Raw genomic sequence first — 21015 nt, 5'->3', positions numbered from 1 at the left:
GGCGTTCACCAAAGATATAAATTAGTTTTACTTTTTGTCGATAAACGGCAAAATATATCGATAAGAATCGCTGAAAGATGCATCTTTCATGAATTCACTGAATGCTGCGTAGCTTTCTGCCGGGTATTCGCCTTCTTTGATTTGAATTTTTCTATAACACACCAACTTTCCATCTTTCATTTTCATAGACATTTCGTAGTAGCCCATTGGAATTTCCTTTTTTATATCCGCAGGTTTAATTCTACTATCCAAATTCTCTGGAAGTTCAATTTCAATCTCATCGATGTCGGTGTATCCTCTTGTGATCTTAACCGGGTTTATGCGTCTTGCCAGTTCAGTGATGGCTGATGAGCGGTTGAAAACATTCGGATAGATGGTTAAATTATTAGCATTCTTAATCGCATAATTAGGAATCTCAATGCTTAGGTTTTCTGTGAATACTAATTTATCTTCATCGAGATTATATTTAATATCGGTGAATTCGATGCGGTCGATATCATATTGCTTACGTAGCGCCTTCTTTTGATTATCTAAGCTTTCTTCAAAATTGGCAAAGTGATTTTCCAATTGAGTTCCTTCAAATCTGGTTTCAAGTGTTCCTGTCAATTTACCGTTTTCATCCAGTTTCAGTGACGATTTGCGATGTTGTAGATTTTGCTCATAATTAAAGCGCTGCGTGCGCATAATTTTTCCGCCTTCAGGAGTGAAGGCAACTACAAGACGATCGTCTGTGAAGTCTCCTAGATAGCCGAATGGCGCATTTGAACTTGTGCATTCGAGCCAGGTCGTGTCATTTTCAAAAGGTAGACAAAGGATAATGTGGTTCCCACCAAGATTGGCAAAGTTTTCATCTAAATCTACTTTCGTTTCTCCGGCTTGTACAATGGAATAGTAGGACGGTATCTCGACAACATCCAATAAGGCCTGCATATAGTTCACTAATGCCTTACAATCACCATATCCTAAACGATCTACCTGCTCGGCAGGGAAAGGTTCATTGCCCCCAATTCCCACCTGTATACTGATATAACGCGTCTTCTTTTGCATGAATTCATATAAGGCTTTTGCTTTTTCGCGCGGTGTCGCCAGGTTTGCCGTCATGGCTTTAACTTGGCTCACGGTAGCGGGAGAGAGCGTTTTCTTATCTTTCATCAATGTCTCATTAGCCCACAGTCCATAGGACTTCCAGTCGCTGAAATCGCCTTTATACTTGAAGTATTGGAAATTTTGTGGAATTACCTCCACCAATATTCCGGTCAGACGGCGGCTAGGGCTGAAGGGTTCGCTACGTTCGGCACGAAGGTTCTCCACGCTCCAGGTATAACTGGTAGCCTTCGGTTCCTTTTTGATCACGGCGGGACTAATTAAGTTTCTTTCATTGATGCGTAAAGCAACATCAGGTGCCGAAACAACCTGAAAGGAACTTTTTTCTATCGATACATCGGTGGAATAATCGGGTCTCCAACTAGGAAGGCCAAGTGTCTGCTGCTGACGAATCTCATATTCATAAACTAAGGTGTATGGAAAGTTTTGAATCATTGGGCTATAGGTCTTGACGCGATCATCAGCGTAAAGATTCGACTGCCCGCTTGCACTATAATCTTTAAAATCCTTCAAGCTGAATTTGCGAATAACTTTGCCATCCTCATCTTGGATTTCACCCTTCACTTCCTTGATTTGGCGAACCTTATCGTAAAAGAAGTACAACTCAGCGTAGTCTTCACCAGCTTTGTTGTGTATGGTAATAACTTTTTTTCCTCGTTCTATCGCATCGTTAGGAGCTTTAATTTCCAGTACTTTCTCTTCCAATCTTACGGTAGCCGTAGCACGACTCAACATTTCCTTTGAAATTGAACTTGCAGCATACTGTGCCTTTGTAGCATTCGTTGCTAATAGAAGTAAGACTATAAATGTAGAGGCTAATTTTCTCATAGTTTTTTGAAAAGGAAATCAGTATTCTGGTGCTGAATCAATAAAGAGAAGAACTCTTTCAAGTGGAAGTACTCTTCGGGTGAATAGATGGCATGGTTCAAGTTGGTGATCTGTTGAACCATTAAAATATTATCTGAGAAGGTTGAGCGATATTGGTATCTGGCGGCTCCTTCCGGCAAGGAATATGCAGTATTTTTTGGGGAACTCTCCACCTTATACCCCTCAGGGAATGTGATGTTGATATTGAATTGTTCATTCTGTGCAGAACCTAGATCCACATGGAAATTACGTTCGGTCAAACTGAAAGGATTCTTCAACTGACGTTCAAATAATATAGGGTTGATCAAAATCTGGTTATCGGTGAAGTTTTCTCGCAAATCCATTTCAAATTCCATTATCTCTACTAATGCATCATCCAGCTCTTTTAAGTTTTTCACCTTATTGCTTAATACTTTGATTCTCGGGCTCTTTTCTATAACATCCTCTTCATATTCCTCAAGAGTAGGGAATTCTTCAATTTTAGTGCGTTGAACCCATGCTCCCAAACCGAAATAGTACTTTTCAATTTTCCCTTTGAGTTTCCCATCTGGCGAGACAACTCCAAAAATGTTGAAGGTCTTTTTGGATGGTGATTCGTTTTTCAGTTCGATCCAATCGGAACTTTGTTTAGAATAAATGATACGACCGCGGTCGTTGATCGACCGTAGAGAGAGCAAGCCAAATGGTAGCGTCTTATCGCAGGCATCCAACAGATAAGTCTTTCCATCTATTACTGCCGCAGCGATGACCGCATTGAAATCTGATAATACAGGATGTATCATGTTGGGCATTCCATTATTTCGCGTAGATATTATTACGGGATACGCTTCGATATCAGCAGTGTTCAATGCTGCGACCAAGCTTAAGTTGATGTCAGCGACATTGCCTTTTTTCTTTTCGAGGGCATCTTTAATGCCGTTTTCAGTATATTTTCCTAGCGTTTTGTTCCAAACGATATTCTGTTGGATATAGCTGTATATTTTCTTCGCATTATAAAGTTTCGAAGAGTCTGCCGAGATAATCGAAGGCAATAGTTTCGCATATACTGATTTATTCTTAATCTGTCCGCCAAACTCCTTTTCGTTCAACAAGTCTCTGTCGACGTCTTTCCAAACTCGTGTATAGTTCTTGATGGCACCATTAGGCTCATGGAAGGTTCGCAATTCGAAGTTAATTGCCGAAATATAATTGATAGGGGCTAACATAAAATCCTCTTCCTTAAATGCCGGCACGTCTTTCATCGTATAGGTCATTCTAGAACAATCATGTCGTTGACCATTCAGCAAGAAATGTTCATTTAGCTTAGCTGATTTGACATCGCTGATGGCATAATGACCTTTTAAAGTCACATTATAATCAAATAAGGACGGGATAACAGCGACGTATTCGCTATGTAGCTTAGGGATCTCATCTTGGAAATACCAGGATCTTAGATTCCATATCGCTGGAGTAGTCACTCGGTAACTGTATTCGATAATGGAATTTTCTTGGATATTGGGGAGCGTAAATTTTACGACGTTTAAATATTCACTGGATTTCTCCGTAAAGATAGCCTCCTTTTTTAGCTCGTCGGCCTTAATTTGGCCATCCACCATATTATAAGTGGTCCCTTTGATTTCTCGAACACGTTCGAAATCATTTCCGTATTTGTAGGTGGGAACTTCAATTGTGGCATGTTTATCACCTTCTTTTTTCAAGATCTTGATACGGACATGGCAATAGTGGGTCACACCGAGGGTTCTTTCCGACTCGAGGACTTCGACTTCGGAGCGTCCAAACTCATAAAGCACAATTGCGTTTGCCGCTGTGTCTTTGCTTTGATGATCGGTAGTGAAATGGCTAGCGTCTAGTTTTGGCATAGACGAACTTTGGGCATGGCCCAGGTGGCTTAAAATAATTAAGCAACAGGTTAATAAAAAGCATCTCATAATTTTGCGTGGCTAATATGCGCTAACACAAAATAAATGAAATCTTTTGAAATATTATGAAATTCAGAGAGAAATAATTTTTCCTTAAATTAAGTTATGATTCTAGTAATTGTTTCTCGTAAAGAGAACTATATTCTCCTCCCAAGGCGAGTAATTCTTGATGGGTGCCGCGTTCGATGATTCGGCCCTGATCGATTACTAAAATCTGGTCTGCATTTTTGATAGTCGAAATTCGGTGTGCGATGATGATGGACGTTTTTCCTTTCATAATACGACCGAGATTATGAAGAATCTCTTCTTCGGTTTTAGTATCAACCGCAGATAGGCAGTCGTCAAAGATGAGGATATTTGGGTCTTTTACTAAGGCTCGAGCTATAGAGACACGTTGTTTCTGACCTCCCGAGAGGGTAATCCCGCGTTCACCGATATGTGTTTCAAAACCTTCTTCAAAGCCCTTGATATTATCATAAACTGCAGCATCTTTAGCAGCTTGCTCAATGCGTGGCATGTCAACCTCATCCAATCCGAAGGCAATGTTGCGAGCAATGGTATCGGAAAATAGAAATACCTGCTGCGGTACAAAACCGATCTGCTCGCGTACGGCATGAGTTTTATAGGTTTTAATATCCTTTCCATCATAAAGAACTGCTCCGGAATCGACGTCGTACATCCGTAATAGTAGATTTGCAATCGTGGATTTTCCTGATCCTGTCTTACCAATAATCGCCATGGTCTTGCCAACAGGGATGTGAAAACTGATATCATCTACCGCTTTAATGCCGGTATCAGGATAAGTAAAAGATATATTGTCCACACGAATATCGCCCGCTATTATTGCATCGCTGCTTCCTTCTTCAATTTCAGAACGCGTTTTTAGGAACTCGTTGATACGCTTCTGCGAAGCGGCTGCGCGCTGAATAAGTGATGTAACCCACGCTAAAGACATGGCAGGAAAGGTCAGTTGATTCACATAGATAATGAACTCTGCAATGTTCCCGGCGGTGATATTTCCATCGTTCACCTCCAAACCGCCAATGTAAACCGTTATAATGGTACTAAATCCTACCAAAAAGATAATCAATGGAAAGAAGATAGCCTGCACCTTAACGAGATTCAGGTTAATGTCTTTGTAGCGATCGCTTTCTACTTTAAAAGAATTCATCTTGTCCTTTTCGCGCGTATAAGTTTTGATTACGCGAATTCCGGAAAATGTTTCTTGAACAAAAGAGGAAAGATGTGATAATTGACGCTGTATTCGTTCGCTCCGTCTATTGATAACCTTATTTACAAAAAGTATCAATACCGAGATAATAGGGATGGGAAGTAGGGAGTAGGTCGCTAACTTCGCATTAACATTATACATGGCATAGATAATCATGATCGACAATACCACTGTATTGATCGCATACATAATTGCCGGACCTAAGTAATTTCTCACCTGGTTAACATCTTCGGTCGCACGGTTCATCAGATCGCCAGTATTGTTTCGACGATAGAAAGCAAAGTCAAGCTCCTGGTAATGTTGATATATTTCGTTCTTTAAGTCGTATTCTATATGACGTGACGTTAGAATCAAGGTTTGGCGCATCATGAAAAGGAATATCCCTCTCAATAAGGCTAGCACGAGAACTACAATACCAAAGAACAGCAGACTATTTCCGAATATTTGATAGATCAAACCTTGACGTTCGAAGCCATCGTACAAGCGATAAAGGTCGATATTCTCTTTTACCAAGTCGAAAGCTTCTCGTATAACCTGCGCTGGTAAAATACCAAAGTAGTTGGATATGATGACGAAGATGACACCAGGGATAATTTGCCAGCGATATTTATAGAAAAACTTATTGAGGTAGGCGAGTTGTTTCATGCAAGAACAAAAGTAAGGGATAATTTTAATATTAGTAGGATGAAGGCAAACCTTAGTGTTAAATAGATGTCAATATAGGTTCTATCTCTTCAAAATAGGAGCAGTAGCAAATTTATTTTAATTGCTGTAATTGTTTAGCAGGTTGATAATACAAAGCGGTAAACATTTTAGAATTTGAAGTAAATTGGAATACAAGCTATATAAAATTTCAAATCTAACGTCGGTAACCTAATTATTTGCGTGTAGATACGATTCCATGCAAAAATATTGCTACTTTTGTAGCTGTAAAATTATGTTCAATTATGCAAAGGGATAATTCCTCACTTTTCGACTTGATGCGTATATCTGACCATCAAAACCTATTTTTCTGTAACGACAAAGAGGTCGGATTAAAAGCAATCGTAGCAATTCATGACACCACATTAGGGCCAGCGATCGGCGGTGTCCGTATGTTACCATACGCAACAGAGGCTGAAGCTATTGAGGATGCATTGCGTCTTTCAAAAGCGATTACCTATAAATCCTCACTTGCAGGTTTAAATTTAGGTGGTGGTAGTGCAATCATTATCGGTAATAATAGAACAGAGAAATCAGAAGTATTGATGCGTCGCTTTGGACGTTTCATCAATGGTTTGAATGGTAATTTTATTGCTTCTATCGATGTAGGTACTACGCAAAAAGATCTAGAACATATCCATGCAGAAACAAACTACGTAGCTGGTTTGCCAACTTCATTGAATGGGGCAGGTGACACTACAGTATTTGCTGCAAAAGGTGTTTACTACGGAATTAAAGCGGCTATCAAAGAGCTTTACGGAGATGATAACCTTGCAGGTAGAAAAATTGCTGTACAAGGTGTAGGAAGCGTAGGCGAGCATTTGGTATCCTTATTACGTGCAGAGAATGCGCGTGTATATGTTTCGGATATGACTGAAGAGCGTAAGATGAAGATCGCTGCGAAATATAAAGCAGAGCCTATTACTTATTCCACAAGTTTTGAACTAGATGCTGACGTGTATGCGCCATGTGCTTTGGGTGGAACAGTTAACCCAGATACAGTTCCGCGTATGCGTTGTAAGATCATCGCCGGTTCAGCAAACAATCAGTTGTTAGACGAAGAGGTAACAACTCTATTATTAAAAGATAACAATATTCTTTATACGCCAGACTTTTTGATCAACTCAGGAGCTTTAATTAGCTGCTTCTCGGAGTTGGAAGGCTATGGTGCTGATCGTACAGATTACTTGATCCGCCATATCTACACAGCGACAAGACACGTGATCCAAAAGGCTAACGAAGAAAATATTTCTACACATCAAGCAGCAAAAGAGCTTGCGGAAAAGCGTATTTCCGACATGAAGAAATTAAGATAATAGTATAATATCGTTCTTTATTAAACATTCGTTCTTTATAAAATTATGCTAAATAGAAGACACCTTCGGGTTAAGGTCATGCAAGTATTGTATGCCTACAGTTTATCGGAAGATAAAAACCTTCCTGATTTTGAGAAAAGTCTACTGAAAAATGTAGAGGAAGTTGATGAGATGTACATATGGACACTGAATCTATTGGATGAAGTGGCAGAGTATGTATTGATAGATGTGGAAGGTATTGCCAATAAATGGATCCCTTCGGTGAAAGATCAGACGTTTTCTTCAACGAAATTAAATAGCAATACGTTCATTGAGTCTTTACGTCAAAATCGTGAGTACTTAGAGAAGGTAAAGCGTTATAAAGTTGATTGGAGCTATGACCCAGAAATTGTCCGTTCTATCTTCGCTCAGCTTAAAGAGTCTGAGGCTTACTTAGAATACTTAGAACAAGAGGATCGCTCTATCTCAACGGAGAAAGATATCATCAAATATATCTTCAAGAAATTAATTCTAAAATCAACAGACGTAGAACAGGCTTTCGAAGCTCGTTTTATCAACTGGCCGGTAGACCGCGAGGTTTTACAAGCCATGATCGCCAAAACATTCAAAAACTTTAGTAGCGAAGTTCCCGCAAAAAATCAGCTAGCAGACTTAACGCCAAGTTGGATTGAGGATAAAGATTTTATCCTAGACCTATTGAAGCTGACGATTAAATATGCAAAAGAGTATCAGGAACTTATCTCTGAGAAGACCAAGAATTGGGAAGCCGATCGTATCGCATTGATCGATAACTTATTGATGCGCATGGCTATAACCGAGTTAATCCACTTCCCAACGATCCCTGTAAAAGTAACAATTAACGAGTATATTGAACTTTCTAAGGCATTTAGTACTCTAAAAAGTAGTACCTTTATCAATGGTATCTTAGACAAGATTTTATCCGACCTTACTACTCAACGTCGTATTAAGAAGGAGGGTAGAGGTCTAATCGCATAATTACTATGAAAAAACTAAGCCTAGTATTGTTTGCAAGTGCTTTAATGTTTACAGCTTGCAATAATAACAACAAAGAAAATACGAACGGAAGTCAAGATTCTACAGCAGTTGCTAAGGCACAAGAGGGGGCAGGAAGAATGGAGTTTGAAGAAGAAGCTTTCAACTTCGGAACCATCAAAGAAGGCGAAGTTGTAGAGCATGTTTTCAAATTTAAGAATACGGGGGATTTCCCGGTAGTATTGGCTCAAGTATCCGCTAGCTGCGGTTGTACAACTCCAACTTATACTTCTACCCCAGTAAAACCAGGGGAATCTGGAGAAATTTCCGTGAAGTTTGATAGCAACGGCCAAGTAGGACAACAACAGAAAATTATCACTATCGCTTCTAATGCAGAAAAGCCAGTAACAACGGTACAGCTTAAAGGCGAAGTTGTAGTGAACTAACAGCAAACAAATAAATTATAATAAAACAAGATGATTTCAACTATTTTATTACAAGCAGCAAGTGGAGGTGGATTAATGCAATTCCTTCCAATTTTATTAATGGTAGTGGTATTCTATTTCTTTATGATTAGACCACAAATGAAAAAGCAAAAAGACCATAAAAAATATATCGAAGAATTAACTGTAAACTCTAAAGTGGTAACTACAGCGGGTATTCACGGAAGAATCGTTGAAGTAGGTGATACTACGTTCTTAGTAGATGTAGGTAATGGTGTTAAGATCCGTTTTGATAAAACTGCCGTTGCATTAGATGCTTCTAAGGCTGCAAATGCGAAAACTGCGTAAGCAGCGCAAAATAGCGTATAAAGAAAAGGGCTATCTGCATGTCAGATAGCCCTTTTCTTATTTCTTGTCACTTAGTTTCCAAGCGAGGATCCTATTGATCTTATTGCCTTGCGACATATTGATCACTTGAATGTCCGCCACTTTATGGTATTCTAGAATAGCCCGCAGTGGTTTAATATTCTCCTTGTTGGATACCAAGGTTGTACAATATCCTATCTGATTTTTAAACGTGAAGCTATCGTAGATTAGCTGGGTAATGAACTTCTTTTCACCACCATCTGTCCACAACTCAGTGGAGAGCCCTTGGTAGTTGGAGTTCGCGTCTTGTGATATACGAAGGTTTTTATTTTTTCTCGACACTTGTGCTTCATGATCCTCTTGCGACTTAAAAAATGGAGGATTACACATGATCGCATCATAATATTCCTTCGGGAGGATGATGTCCTTCAGTATATTTTTCGGATTATTCTGCTGTCTTAAACGGATGGACTTTGCCAATTCCGGATTATCCTTAAGAATCGCATTGCCATTCATGAGTGAAGGGACATGCGTTTCAGATCCCGTAAAAAGCCAGCCATATTCTTTAACGCCTAAAATAGGGTAGATGATGCTAGAGCCGGTGCCTATATCTAAAATATGGACGCCTCTACCTGTTTTTCCACCAAGCAAATCCGCTAGATAATGTATATAATTTAAACGACCAGGAACCGTTGGTACCAAACTTTTTGGCAAAACGCGCCAACCTTTGATACCATAAGTTGTTTTTAATAAAGCCTTGTTCAGGTGGAATACGGCCTCTGGGTGCGTGAAGTCTATCGACAAATGGTCATGGTCCACCTGAATGATATACTTGCGCAAATCGGGCGTATTCTTAGCCAGTTGTTCAATAATGTAAGCCTTATTGAACTTATTTCTGGGATGTAAATTTTTTGAGATATTTTCCATTAATTTTATGCACACAAAGATACCTATTAATAAATGATTGAATCTAATATTTTGTTGGTCATGGTGCTATTTTTCTTCATGGCCATGTTATTCGTGATTAGTCAGCGCTTTAGTATTTCATATCCTATCCTGTTGGTTATCGGTGGATTAGCGATATCGTTGATTCCCGGAATGCCCGAAGTTAGCATCAATCCTGATATTGTATTTCTTATTTTCCTGCCGCCTTTGCTCTTTGAAGCCGCCTGGTATACCTCATGGAACAGCTTCTGGAAGTATAAAAGGTCTATTATGATCATGGGCTTCGGTTTGGTGTTTGTTACATCGCTAGCCGTCGCTTATCTTTCTGTACAGATTATTCCGGGCTTTACGCTAGCCTTAGGATTTCTCTTGGGTGGGATTATTTCCCCACCGGATGCTGTCGCTGCAACCTCTGTTCTCAAAGGCGTAAATATGCCGAAACGTGGTATCACATTGTTGGAGGGCGAAAGCTTAGTCAATGATGCAGCCTCTCTTACCGTATTCCGACTAGCTTTAGCGGTGATCATTACAGGAAGTTTCGAACCGCAAGAGGCCATCGTCAATTTCTTTACGCTTGCCATTATGGGGATATTTGTCGGCTTGGTGATTGGGCATATCCTTTATTTTTTCCTCCGTTATGTTGCTAAATCGTCGAGTATCACAACCCCCATCACATTGATCGCCCCATATATTATGTATATCGTTGCGGAGCATTTCGAATGGTCGGGTGTGCTAGCTGTCGTAGCGGGTGGTCTGTTTTTATCATTTCGCGCGAAGGATTATATGGATTATCATACGCGCATTCAAACGCGCGAAGTATGGGATACAGTAGGATTTCTGTTGAACGGCTTCGTGTTTATCCTCATTGGTCTTGAGCTTCCCATAATTATTGCGGGGATTGAAGACGTCTCGATGGAGTGGGCAATTCAGATGGCCTTATGTATTACAGCGATTATTATCGTCTTACGGATCGTATTTATCTATGGAGCGGCTTTTATCCCAAGAATGATTTTCAAAAGCGTTCGGAAGAACGAAGCCTCGCCGGGATGGAAACTTCCCCTAGTCATTGGTTGGGCAGGTATGCGGGGTGTTGTGTCGCTGGCCTCAGCGCTGGCAATCCCCCTTACTTTGAGCGATGGAACAGCATTCCCGCATCGTAACCTTATATTATTCATCACCTTCGTTGTCATTCTGATCACCCTCGTCGTACAAGGGCTTTCATTGCCGTGGCTTATTAAAGGAATAAAATTGGAAGGTAATTCCGAGGAGATTCCGGAAGAGGTTCAGATTGAAGCGATCCGCTATCGTTTGGCACGCGAGGGTATGAAGCTTGTCGAAGAAAAATATGCCAATGAACTGCGGGAGAGCTTTACTGTAAAAGCGATTTACACGCAAATGAAGCGACGATTAGATACTTCGGCTTCCAGTATCGACGAAGAGTCTAAAATCCGAATCGCCAATGAAAAAGACCTCTATAAAAGAGTGACACAAGACGTCATCAATCAACGCCGGAAAACATTATATGCCATGCATACCGAGAAGAAATACGACGATGCGCTCCTTAGAGAATTGGAACATAATCTTGATCTCGAGGAATCGAGATTAAACCGAAAGTAAATAAATAGGTATCCCCAAGGTAACTGGAAACCTTTAGTAACTCATAGTGTAGGAATCAAATAAAGATTGTAACTTAACAAATAATTAATAATAATCGTTTTTAGGGAGTTTATTATACTTATAGATTCCTATCATTCATGAGATATAGTTTCCACACTGTATATTAATATAAACGACGTTTTTAAAATGGTAATGAGAATAGCTATCCTCGAAAGAGGGTAGCTGTTTTTTTTATGCTTACGCGAGCGAAATGTTCGAAGGATTATCAGGATCGGGAGTTTTGTCTGAACCAGGAAAGGAAGGATGAAAGGATTATCAGGAAAGGGAATTTTGTCTGAACCAGGAAAGGAATGATGAAAGGATTATCAGGATCGGGAGTTTTGTCTGAACCGGGAAAGGAAGGATGAAAGAATTATCAGGATGGGAATTTTGTCTGAACCAGGAAAGGAAAGATGAAAAGATTGTCAGGATCGCGTCTGATATCTAATGTCTCCTATCTAATATCTTGTCCGAACCAGGAAAGGAAAGATGAAAAGATTGTCAGGATCGGGTCTGATATCTAATGTCTTATATCTAAGATCTAACTTCCGATTTAGGGTCTAAATACTAACTACTAAATACTAACTACTACCCAAAGGCTAGGCTTGCAGCTGCGCGTGGCGGTTTTTGATTCGCTTGTTGAATAAAAAATAAAACAGACTTCCGAAAAATGGCACCAGTACAATGATCAACGCGATAAGAATCGAGTTGAAAAGATTTAGATGCTTATTTCTAGCGACCTGTATCAAAGCTATGATCATCATAGCCAACGCGCAGATAACAAAGCATTGCCATAAGAACAAAGGAGATGAAAATTGATTTAATACAGCGTCCACAATGGTAAGTCCTAATTTGTGATTAAAGATACATATTTATTTTATCTTTTAAATTTTTGGTGTTGTCTTTCAAAGAATTGTAGGGTTCTATCGGATAAACCATCATCTAGATCAATTTCAAGGGCACTTGACACACCTTCAGCAAACCGCTGAAAAACCTTCAACAGGGCGAAGGAAGCTTGCCAGTTTTCGTTCATATCGGCACCGGCAAATGTAGCTTTTACGAGCGACCATTCTTCTTTCGATAGGTATTTTTCGAACAATCGACCACGCTTATTGCTGCTGACTCCCCAATCGTTATTGGCGCCGATATACCATTCAATCATGGGTTCTAAATAGTCCAAACGAATGATGTGCTCAAACATAAACTTATAGTAGAACAGATCGCCTCGGTTTAGGCACTTTGGTAAGTAACTAACATCCCACCAGAAATCCCGATAGACCTTATTGAACTGCGCTTCGCTTGGCTTCTTGATAATTGAAACCTGATAGGAGGGTGGTAGAAGATTTTGTGTGAGATTATCTTTATCGATCAGCACCCGATAGCCGATATCCCAGTCCTCGGGAAGCTGATTCTTCTGCGTCTCGGCGATGAATTGTTGTTTGCCATATAACTTAAAATCGATTTTATCACCATCTGTATATTGCACCATTTTCATGGCATGTATGCCGTCAAAATAACTTTCATCCTCTTCATATATATTTAAAGGCTCACCAAACTGGTAGATCCTTTCTTTACTATGCTTGTAAATTGTTGGATCGTCGAAGACCAACTCGATATCTAAGTCACTATAAACATCGACAGGCGCCAAGGGATTTACTAGGGAGCTGGTCAACAAGGCTGCTCGTATGTCCGGATTGCTGGTAATCCATGTTTCAACTTCTTTTAGTTTTGTATCTCGACTAGACATTTTGTTGTTATCCATAAACTACAATTTAACGAAAAAATCCAACTCTCGAATGATATAACTTTATGCAGGAGAGTATTCTAAACAACTTGTTTGAACACCGAATTTATTTAAACCGAAATTACCATATACTGCATTTAATTTGCGTGAGTTATAGGAATTTAATTACAAGAAATACCTATGAAAAGAAATCCTCTTATTTTGCTTTTAACTGGGATTGTTATGCTTTTTTCTGTGAGTTGTTCTAAGGACGACGTAGGAGAAGATTTAGCGAATGCAAGCCACAAAAACGTAACTTACACAGTCGCAGTAGCACCTTATCGTTCGGCAGGTGCACGTGTATATCTGAGCGAACAGCCTTTTACAACTTACGACAAGTTTACTCCATTGAAATCTTTGCCAGTTGGTGCCTTCAAGACCGGAACTGATTCTGTTACATTTAATGTCAGTGAGTACGTCGGAAAGACCCTTTACGCAATTACTTTGCGTAAGAAATTGCTTAGCGATGGTTACTATTGCATCACCAGCACCTCGAAGACACAGTCGCCGAGCTTGCTTAAGTTTACAGTGAAAGAAGGCGAACCGGTTTCACATGTTGCCATGGTCATTAGCGAGCCCGCTGCCGGAACTTATACAAGGGATGTTGCGAAGTTAGCATTGACCGTGAAAAAAGGATCGACGCCAGTGGCTAATCGTGAAATCTACTGGTATGGCGCAGGAAATCGCTTATCCGATGCGCTGATCAAGAATATCGAAACGCACTATGCCCTAACGAAAGGTGAGGTGCTTCAGAAATTGATTACCAAAACCAATGCGAGTGGTGTAGCAAACATGAACATCACGATTGATGAAAGAGGCATATATGGTTCGGGAAATAACGCGCAAAACTTCAACGAGAATGTATTCTTCGTAATGGAAGGTGGAAAAGTGAAAGTAATCAATATTGATATGAATGCTTTAACAGTCGCAAAAACACTGTCTATCTAACGAATCTTCGATTAATCACATGATAAATAACAAGGGGCTTTCTTTTTAGAAAGCCCCTTGTTTCATATTGCGTTATTTCCAACTTATTTGTTTTGATTTTCGATCCATTGGCGCGCATTAACAAATGCTTCTAACCAAGGAGTCACTTCGTCTTGACGTCCTTCTGGATAGTTAGCCCAGTTCCATTGGAAAGTGGAGCGTTCGATATGTGGCATAGTCACTAAGTGGCGACCTGTCTTATCACACATCATCGCGGTGTTGAAGTCAGATCCATTAGGATTATGCGGATATTGATCATAAGCATACTTCGCAACGATGTTGTACTGATCCTCAGATTCTGGAAGATTGAATTTTCCTTCACCATGTGAAATCCATACACCTAAAGTGCTGCCTGCTAATGTTGACAACATAATCGAATTGTTCTCCTGTACTTTCACCGAAACAAAGTTAGACTCGTGTTTCTGCGAATTGTTATGACGCATCTTGCCATGAACCTTATGCTCAGGGTTGATCAATTCCAACTCCATGAACAATTGACATCCATTACAGATACCCACCGATAGTGTGTCTGGACGAGCAAAGAATTTATCCAAGGCTGTTTTTGCTTTCTCATTGTACAAGAATGCCCCAGCCCAACCTTTTGCCGAACCTAATACGTCAGAGTTGGAGAAACCTCCAACAGCTCCTATAAATTGGATGTCTTCTAAGGTTTCGCGTCCGCTGATTAAGTCGGTCATATGCACGTCTTTCACGTCAAAGCCAGCAAGATACATAGCGTTAGCCATTTCGCGCTCCGAGTTAGAACCTTTCTCGCGAATAATAGCCGCTTTCGGGCGTGCCTTATTTCCATCGATTGCAGGTTTCTTTCCATCAAAATGCGATGGGAAGTTAAATTGCAATGGTTGGTTCTTGTAGTTGTCGAAACGCGCTTGCGCCGTTCCGTTCTTCGACTGCTTCTGATCCAAAAGGAACGATGTTTTGAACCATGTATCGCGGGTTTCTGCAACATCAAATGTGAAGTTGTCCGCATTGTTTTTGAAGCTTACCGAAGTACCTTCAATTGCCTGTCCAATCTTCACCGCGTCGATCTGCGCCTCAGCCATTGTTTTCTCGAATACAGCATCGTCTTTCGCTTGAAGAACAACCGCTATATTTTCGTTAAACAAGGCTTTTACGCTGTCTTGTTCGTTCAATCCACTCAAATCGTAGTTTGCAGCAAGATTAACGTCAGCAAAACACATCTCTAATAATGTCGTAACTAAACCGCCTGAGCCAATATCATGACCTGCAGCAATTTGATCTTCTTGAATTAGATCCTGAATCGTATTGAATGCGGTTTTGAAGTAGTTCGCATCTTTTACAGTAGGTACTTCCGAACCGATCTTATTGTTGATCTGCGCAAAAGAAGAACCTCCTAATTTGAAGCTATCTTTAGAAAGGTTGATATAATAAATCGAACCAGCTCTTTTGTTCAACGTAGGTTCTACTACTTTATTAATGTTTGTACAGTTTCCTGCGGCCGAAATAATCACTGTTCCCGGTGCAATAACGTTTTCTCCGTTCGGATACTTCTGTTTCATCGACAAGGAGTCTTTACCTGTTGGGATGTTGATTCCTAAAGCGATCGCAAAGTCAGAACAACCTTTAACGGCTTGGTACAAACGAGCATCTTCGCCCTCATTATTACATGCCCACATCCAGTTGGCCGATAAAGAAATACCGCTTAATCCGTTTTTGATCGGCGCGAAAACAATGTTCGACAATGCTTCAGCAATCGCGTTTCTAGAACCAGCTACAGGATCGACTAAAGCCGTTAGCGGCGAATGTCCTACGGTCGTAGCGATACCTTCTGTCGACTTGTAATCCAGCGCCATCACGCCCACATTGTTCAATGGTAATTGCAATGGACCCGTACATTGTTGCTTTGCAACACGTCCACCCACACAACGGTCTACTTTATTTGTTAACCAATCTTTAGACGCGACAGCCTCCAATTGAAGAACTTGATTTAAGTATGCAGGGATTTGATCCGCCTGATAAGATAGGTCAGCGTACTTGCGCTCGACTTTCTTATCGTTCATGATGGTCTTTGGAGATGATCCGAAGAAATCCTCTAAAGCGTAGTCCATCGGTTTAGCACCGGAAGTCGCTGATTCGAAAGTAAAGCGATGATCGTTTGTCACATCACCTACGGCATACATAGGAGCGCGTTCGCGATCAGCAACATCTTTTAGCTTCTGTATATCTTCTTGAGCGATAACCAATCCCATACGTTCTTGGGACTCATTACCAATAATTTCTTTTGCTGATAAGGTTGGGTCACCTACCGGAAGTTTATCAAGGTCGATTAAACCACCTGTATCTTCCACTAGTTCTGATAAACAGTTTAAGTGTCCACCAGCACCATGATCATGGATCGACACAATAGGGTTATGATCGGACTCTACAAATGCACGAATAGCATTCGCAGCACGCTTCTGCATTTCTGGGTTTGAACGTTGGATAGCATTCAACTCGATACCTGAACCGAATGCACCAGTATCCGCTGAAGACACCGCTGCACCGCCCATACCAATACGGTAATTTTCACCACCTAAGATAACGATCTTGTCGCCAGCCTCTGGCTGATGTTTTTTAGCTTGATCCAATTTACCATAGCCAATACCGCCAGCCTGCATGATGACCTTGTCGTATCCCAATTTGCGGCCATCTTCCTCATGCTCGAAAGTCAATACCGAACCAGTAATCAATGGCTGTCCGAATTTATTTCCGAAATCCGAAGCCCCGTTAGATGCTTTGATCAAAATATCCATTGGCGTTTGGTAAAGCCACTTGCGCTCTTCCATACCCTTTTCCCATGGACGATCTGCCAATAAGCGAGAGTAAGCCGTCATGTAGATTGCTGTACCTGCTAAAGGCAATGCACCTTGACCACCAGCAAGGCGGTCGCGGATTTCACCACCAGAACCTGTAGCGGCACCTGAAAACGGCTCAACCGTCGTAGGGAAGTTGTGCGTTTCTGCTTTTACAGAAATAACCGAGTCAAATTCTTTCTCCTCGTAGTAGTCAGGTTTATCGCCCGATTTGGGTGCAAACTGTGTAACTCGTGGCCCCTTTACAAAAGCCACGTTGTCTTTATATGCAGAGACAATATCGTTAGGATTTGTCTCTGATGTCTTTTTGATCAATTTGAATAGGGAAGTAGGTTGCTCTTCGCCATCGATAACGAATGTTCCGTTGAAGATTTTATGGCGGCAATGCTCAGAGTTTGCCTGTGAGAAAGCAAAAACTTCCGAATCTGTCAACTTGCGCCCAATCTTGTCTGAAAGGCGGTTAAGGTAATCTACTTCTTCAGGGCTTAATGCTAAGCCTTCAGATTTGTTGTAAGCATCAATATCGGCGATATCCAAGATAGGTTCCGGCGTGATATTAATGGTAAACATATCTTGTGTCAACGCGCTATACTTCTGAGAGATCATCGGATCGAACTCATGGAATTCCGCATCAACTGCTTGAAACTCTTCGATACGAATAATCCCTTCAATGCCCATGTTTTGAGTAATCTCTACGGCGTTAGTACTCCATGGAGTTACCATTGCGGCGCGAGGCCCTACATAGTAGTCATTTAAAGTTTGATCGTCGAGTTTGTTAGCATTTCCAAAAAGCCAGTTTAGTTTAGCGATATCCTCGGTAGAAAGGTCTTTCTGGGTTTGAACAGCATATACTGTGTTCGATTGGTTCACGAAGAAATGAATCATTATGAAAGTGAATTTTGAACGTCCTTCAATTAAAGCACAAAGTTACATATTATTTTATCAATATAAGGCGGAGGATAAGGAACTTTTTGCCTATCCAATCGCTTTTTTTACGCTAATCGGACGATAGCCCAACGATGTGATTTTTAGTTTCAAAATAGTACATTTGTAAAATGGCGATGAGGCGAATCAGTAAAGTGCAAAGACGTAAATTATCTATTTTTTTACGATGCGTACTTATTTCATTTCTAGCGTGGACACTATTTGCGATTTCTAGCGACTATACCTTCTCTAAGAAGGCGAGCATGTCCTACGTAAATCTACCGGAAAGTAAAGCCTTTCACCCTCTGCAATCAGATACCGTTACGGTTAAGTTGAAGATGTCAGGTTGGAAAGTCCTGATGGAGCGCATTCGACCCGATACCGCAAAAATCCAAGTGGATCTAAGCGGTTTGAAAACAAGAAACTTTATCGTATTTGGAAGTCAAATTGGCTTTATCAATAGGCAGTTTCGCCAGGAGGAACAGGTTGTTGCTGTATCTCCGGATACCCTCTACTTCGATTTCTCTAAGCAAACGCAGCGTAAGGTTCCTGTTAAGGCGGTGCATAATCTAACATTCCAAAAACAGTATGGTATTATTGGCGCAACCAAAGCCAGCCCTGAATATGTGACCATCACTGGACCATTAGAGGATGTTGCCAGCATTGAATACTTAGAAACGGATACCATAAAAGGGAAGGATGTCAATACAGATGTTCGTACAGTTGCATATCTCAATAAGCAGCAGCGGACAAACATTACGATTTATCCAACATTCTCGGAGATTGTAATTCCCGTTGGGGAAATTACTGAAAAGGTAATCGAGTTGCCAATAAAGGTGGAGAATGGAAAGCAATATACCTCTGTTCGTATCCTGCCGGGCAAGGTGAAAGCGACGATCCTCGTTGCAGTCAAGGACTATAACAAATGGACTTCCCGAGATTTTGAAGCCGTGGTTGATTTGGAAGCTTGGAAGGATCATAATGTAGAGAGCCTGCCGGTCATACTAACCAAGGTGCCCGAGTTCTGTCAGGTGTTGAGTATTGAACCTCAAAATGTAGATTTCTTTGTTCGTAAGTAGTATGGGATTAAAGATTGGAATTACAGGTGGCATCGGTGTGGGAAAAAGCATAGTAACCAAGCTTTTTAAAGTTTTGGGTATTGCGACCTATGATGCCGACAAGGAAGCGAAGGACATCATGGTCAAGAGTGATGATGTTAGAAAGGCGCTGGTTGAGACCTTCGGTGAGAAGGTTTACTTCGAGAACGGTTCTTTAAACCGTGCTTGGTTGTCAGCTCGCGTTTTCAAGGACGAAACTGAACTCAAAAAGCTGAGTGGAATCGTACATCCAGCGGTTATTAAGGCCGCAGAGGATTGGGCTGAAGCCCAGCAAGGGCCTTACAGTTTGAAAGAAGCTGCATTATTATTCGAGAGCGGCTCTTACAAAAGTTTAGATTACTGTATCCTTGTGAGCTCGCCTGAGGATGTTCGCATACAACGCGTGATGGAGCGCGACCAGGTTAGCGAAGAAGAGGTGCGACATCGAATGAGCAAACAAATGCCCGAAGAGGAAAAAGAGGCTTTAGCCGACTTTATTATATACAATGATGATCAGCACAGCCTAATCGAACAAGTGATGGCGCTTCATCAACAATTCTTATCGACTAAATAGCTGTATGGCTGAAATAATTGAAGATTTTCTAGTAAAAAGAGATAAAGGTTACTACTGCGCCTATGGCGACTTTTATGTAGATCCACTCTACCCCGTACAAAGGGCAGTTGTATCGCATGCGCATGGCGATCATGCGAGTCCCGGACATCGAGAAATATATTGCACCAAAGCCACCTCGGCTTTTATGCAGGTTCGGTATCCAAAACAGCCCTTACAATCTTATCAAGTTTTTGACTTCGAAGAGGGGTTCAATATCAATGGGGTGGAGATTGTATTCATCCCCGCCGGACATATATTGGGTTCCGCACAAATTCTGATGGTATACAAAGGGGTAAAATACCTGTACACCGGCGATTATAAACTGCAGGAGGATCCAACTTGTGAGCCCATCAAAATCATCGAAGCAGATGTATTAATAACCGAGACGACCTTTGCGGATCCTAATGTAAAACATCCGGATCCAAAAGTCGAGATATTAAAATTGGATGTTCCAAGCAACATTATGTTGGGATGTTACTCGCTGGGAAAGGCACAGCGTATTACCGCTTTGATGAATCTTTATCTTCCTGATCGAGAAATTCTCGTGCACCATAGTATGTTGCCCCTCCATCGTATTTATGATAGCTATGCAAACTTTCCGATGAAGTATGCACTCTATAACAGGAAGTCGATGAAAGGCGATGAGAAAAATAAAGTTTATCTGGTACCTCCGCTTACATTTAACAGCTATAGACGCGCTAAAAACGTCGTACGGGTATTTGCATCGGGCTGGGCTAGATTACAAGCCAGCAACGATATCAGCTTATATCTCTCTGATCATGTCGATTGGGAAGATATTTTGACCTTTGTGAAAGCTGTTAAACCTAAGGCTATCTGGACTTTACATGGTGATGGCCGGCAGCTGCATGCACATTTATCAGAAAATTTAATAATCCGCGACATTTTCGAGCAAACATATAGACCTGATTATTGTTAGTTAATAAATACTAACAATAATAGGAGAGCTATATGAACAAATTCTTTAGAGCATTAATTGCAGGATGGGGAGCCAAAAAGATGGGCTTGGGATGTTTCGGAACCATCATTGTCTTTATCATTATCTATTACCTTTTAGGATATTTGTAGGAAAAAAAACTTTCATGTTCCATTGAGTTAAACCATAAAAATGAAAGTTCTTGATGGCCAAGAAAAAGACACGCGGAAAAAAAATGAAGGTGTCTAAAAAGGCACCTTCTTCTGTTTTATAGCTTTTGCGATTTCATTACTGTTTTCAT

The 21015-nt window shown here is 40.8% G+C and carries 16 protein-coding genes; 9 read left to right on the top strand and 7 right to left on the bottom strand.

Features of this window, described 5'->3' with window-relative positions; translation table 11 throughout:
* Window positions 1-27: 27 nt before the first annotated feature.
* The 3 genes from DSM08_RS13740 to DSM08_RS13730 all read right to left on the bottom strand — a co-directional run bounded on the left by DSM08_RS13740 (window position 28) and on the right by DSM08_RS13730 (window position 5766).
* Window positions 28-1932, bottom strand: coding sequence for a DUF3857 domain-containing protein (locus DSM08_RS13740; RefSeq protein ID WP_149526701.1), 1905 nt, complete (start codon window positions 1930-1932; stop codon window positions 28-30).
* A complete protein-coding gene (locus DSM08_RS13735) occupies window positions 1929-3830 on the bottom strand; it encodes a DUF3857 domain-containing protein (RefSeq protein WP_187773871.1) in 1902 nt (633 codons plus the stop codon). The genes DSM08_RS13740 and DSM08_RS13735 overlap by 4 nt, the downstream gene beginning before the upstream one ends.
* 163 nt (window positions 3831-3993) lie before the next feature.
* A complete protein-coding gene (locus DSM08_RS13730; RefSeq protein ID WP_149526699.1) occupies window positions 3994-5766 on the bottom strand; it encodes an ABC transporter ATP-binding protein in 1773 nt (590 codons plus the stop codon).
* A 302-nt stretch (window positions 5767-6068) separates the two neighbouring features.
* On the opposite strand from DSM08_RS13730, the gene DSM08_RS13725 reads away from it, so the two are divergent.
* The 4 genes from DSM08_RS13725 to yajC are packed head-to-tail and all read left to right on the top strand — an operon-like array spanning window position 6069 to window position 8923.
* A complete protein-coding gene (locus DSM08_RS13725) occupies window positions 6069-7139 on the top strand; it encodes a Glu/Leu/Phe/Val family dehydrogenase (RefSeq protein WP_149526698.1) in 1071 nt (356 codons plus the stop codon).
* Window positions 7140-7184: 45 nt separating this feature from the next.
* A complete protein-coding gene (gene nusB / locus DSM08_RS13720; protein ID WP_187773870.1) occupies window positions 7185-8135 on the top strand; it encodes a transcription antitermination factor NusB in 951 nt (316 codons plus the stop codon).
* 5 nt (window positions 8136-8140) lie between these two features.
* Entirely contained in the window at window positions 8141-8578 is a 438-nt protein-coding gene (locus DSM08_RS13715) for a DUF1573 domain-containing protein (protein ID WP_246172266.1), read from the top strand.
* 30 nt (window positions 8579-8608) lie between these two features.
* Window positions 8609-8923, top strand: coding sequence for a preprotein translocase subunit YajC (gene yajC, locus DSM08_RS13710; protein WP_149526696.1), 315 nt, complete (start codon window positions 8609-8611; stop codon window positions 8921-8923).
* A 57-nt stretch (window positions 8924-8980) separates the two neighbouring features.
* Here the strand turns inward: yajC and rlmF are convergent, their stop codons facing one another.
* The gene (gene rlmF / locus DSM08_RS13705; RefSeq protein ID WP_149526695.1) at window positions 8981-9868 is read right to left on the bottom strand and encodes a 23S rRNA (adenine(1618)-N(6))-methyltransferase RlmF; all 888 of its coding nucleotides are present in this window, start codon (window positions 9866-9868) and stop codon (window positions 8981-8983) included.
* A 33-nt stretch (window positions 9869-9901) separates the two neighbouring features.
* Between rlmF and DSM08_RS13700 the strand changes: the two genes are divergently transcribed.
* Entirely contained in the window at window positions 9902-11503 is a 1602-nt protein-coding gene (locus tag DSM08_RS13700) for a Na+/H+ antiporter (RefSeq protein WP_149526694.1), read from the top strand.
* Between the two features lie 638 nt (window positions 11504-12141).
* Here the strand turns inward: DSM08_RS13700 and DSM08_RS19475 are convergent.
* Both DSM08_RS19475 and DSM08_RS13690 read right to left on the bottom strand, forming a co-directional pair.
* Window positions 12142-12303: a PLDc N-terminal domain-containing protein gene (locus tag DSM08_RS19475; RefSeq protein ID WP_394344169.1), complete on the bottom strand. Its 162-nt coding sequence runs from the start codon at window positions 12301-12303 to the stop codon at window positions 12142-12144.
* Between the two features lie 116 nt (window positions 12304-12419).
* Window positions 12420-13289, bottom strand: a complete 870-nt coding sequence (locus DSM08_RS13690) for an aminoglycoside 6-adenylyltransferase (protein WP_394344168.1) — start codon at window positions 13287-13289, stop codon at window positions 12420-12422.
* A 177-nt stretch (window positions 13290-13466) separates the two neighbouring features.
* Here DSM08_RS13690 and DSM08_RS13685 point away from each other — a divergent pair, with 177 nt between their 5' ends.
* Window positions 13467-14273, top strand: a complete 807-nt coding sequence (locus DSM08_RS13685) for a hypothetical protein (RefSeq protein WP_149526691.1) — start codon at window positions 13467-13469, stop codon at window positions 14271-14273.
* A gap of 83 nt (window positions 14274-14356) precedes the next feature.
* Here DSM08_RS13685 and purL read toward each other — a convergent pair whose 3' ends face one another.
* Window positions 14357-18031 (bottom strand): phosphoribosylformylglycinamidine synthase, encoded by a 3675-nt coding sequence (purL, locus tag DSM08_RS13680; RefSeq protein ID WP_149526690.1) that lies wholly within the window; start codon window positions 18029-18031, stop codon window positions 14357-14359.
* 302 nt (window positions 18032-18333) lie between these two features.
* Between purL and DSM08_RS13675 the strand changes: the two genes are divergently transcribed.
* Genes DSM08_RS13675 through DSM08_RS13665 form a run of 3 tightly spaced genes read left to right on the top strand, consistent with a single transcriptional unit; the run spans window position 18334 to window position 20717 of the window.
* Window positions 18334-19149, top strand: coding sequence for a YbbR-like domain-containing protein (locus tag DSM08_RS13675; protein WP_246172264.1), 816 nt, complete (start codon window positions 18334-18336; stop codon window positions 19147-19149).
* A gap of 1 nt (window position 19150) precedes the next feature.
* Entirely contained in the window at window positions 19151-19741 is a 591-nt protein-coding gene (coaE, locus tag DSM08_RS13670; protein WP_149526688.1) for a dephospho-CoA kinase, read from the top strand.
* Window positions 19742-19745: 4 nt separating this feature from the next.
* Window positions 19746-20717 (top strand): MBL fold metallo-hydrolase, encoded by a 972-nt coding sequence (locus DSM08_RS13665; protein ID WP_149526687.1) that lies wholly within the window; start codon window positions 19746-19748, stop codon window positions 20715-20717.
* The last annotated feature ends 298 nt before the right edge of the window (window positions 20718-21015 follow it).

The organism is Sphingobacterium hotanense (genome assembly GCF_008274825.1).
GTDB classification, from domain to species: Bacteria; Bacteroidota; Bacteroidia; order Sphingobacteriales; family Sphingobacteriaceae; genus Sphingobacterium; species Sphingobacterium hotanense.
This window is presented reverse-complemented; position numbering and strand designations above follow the sequence as displayed.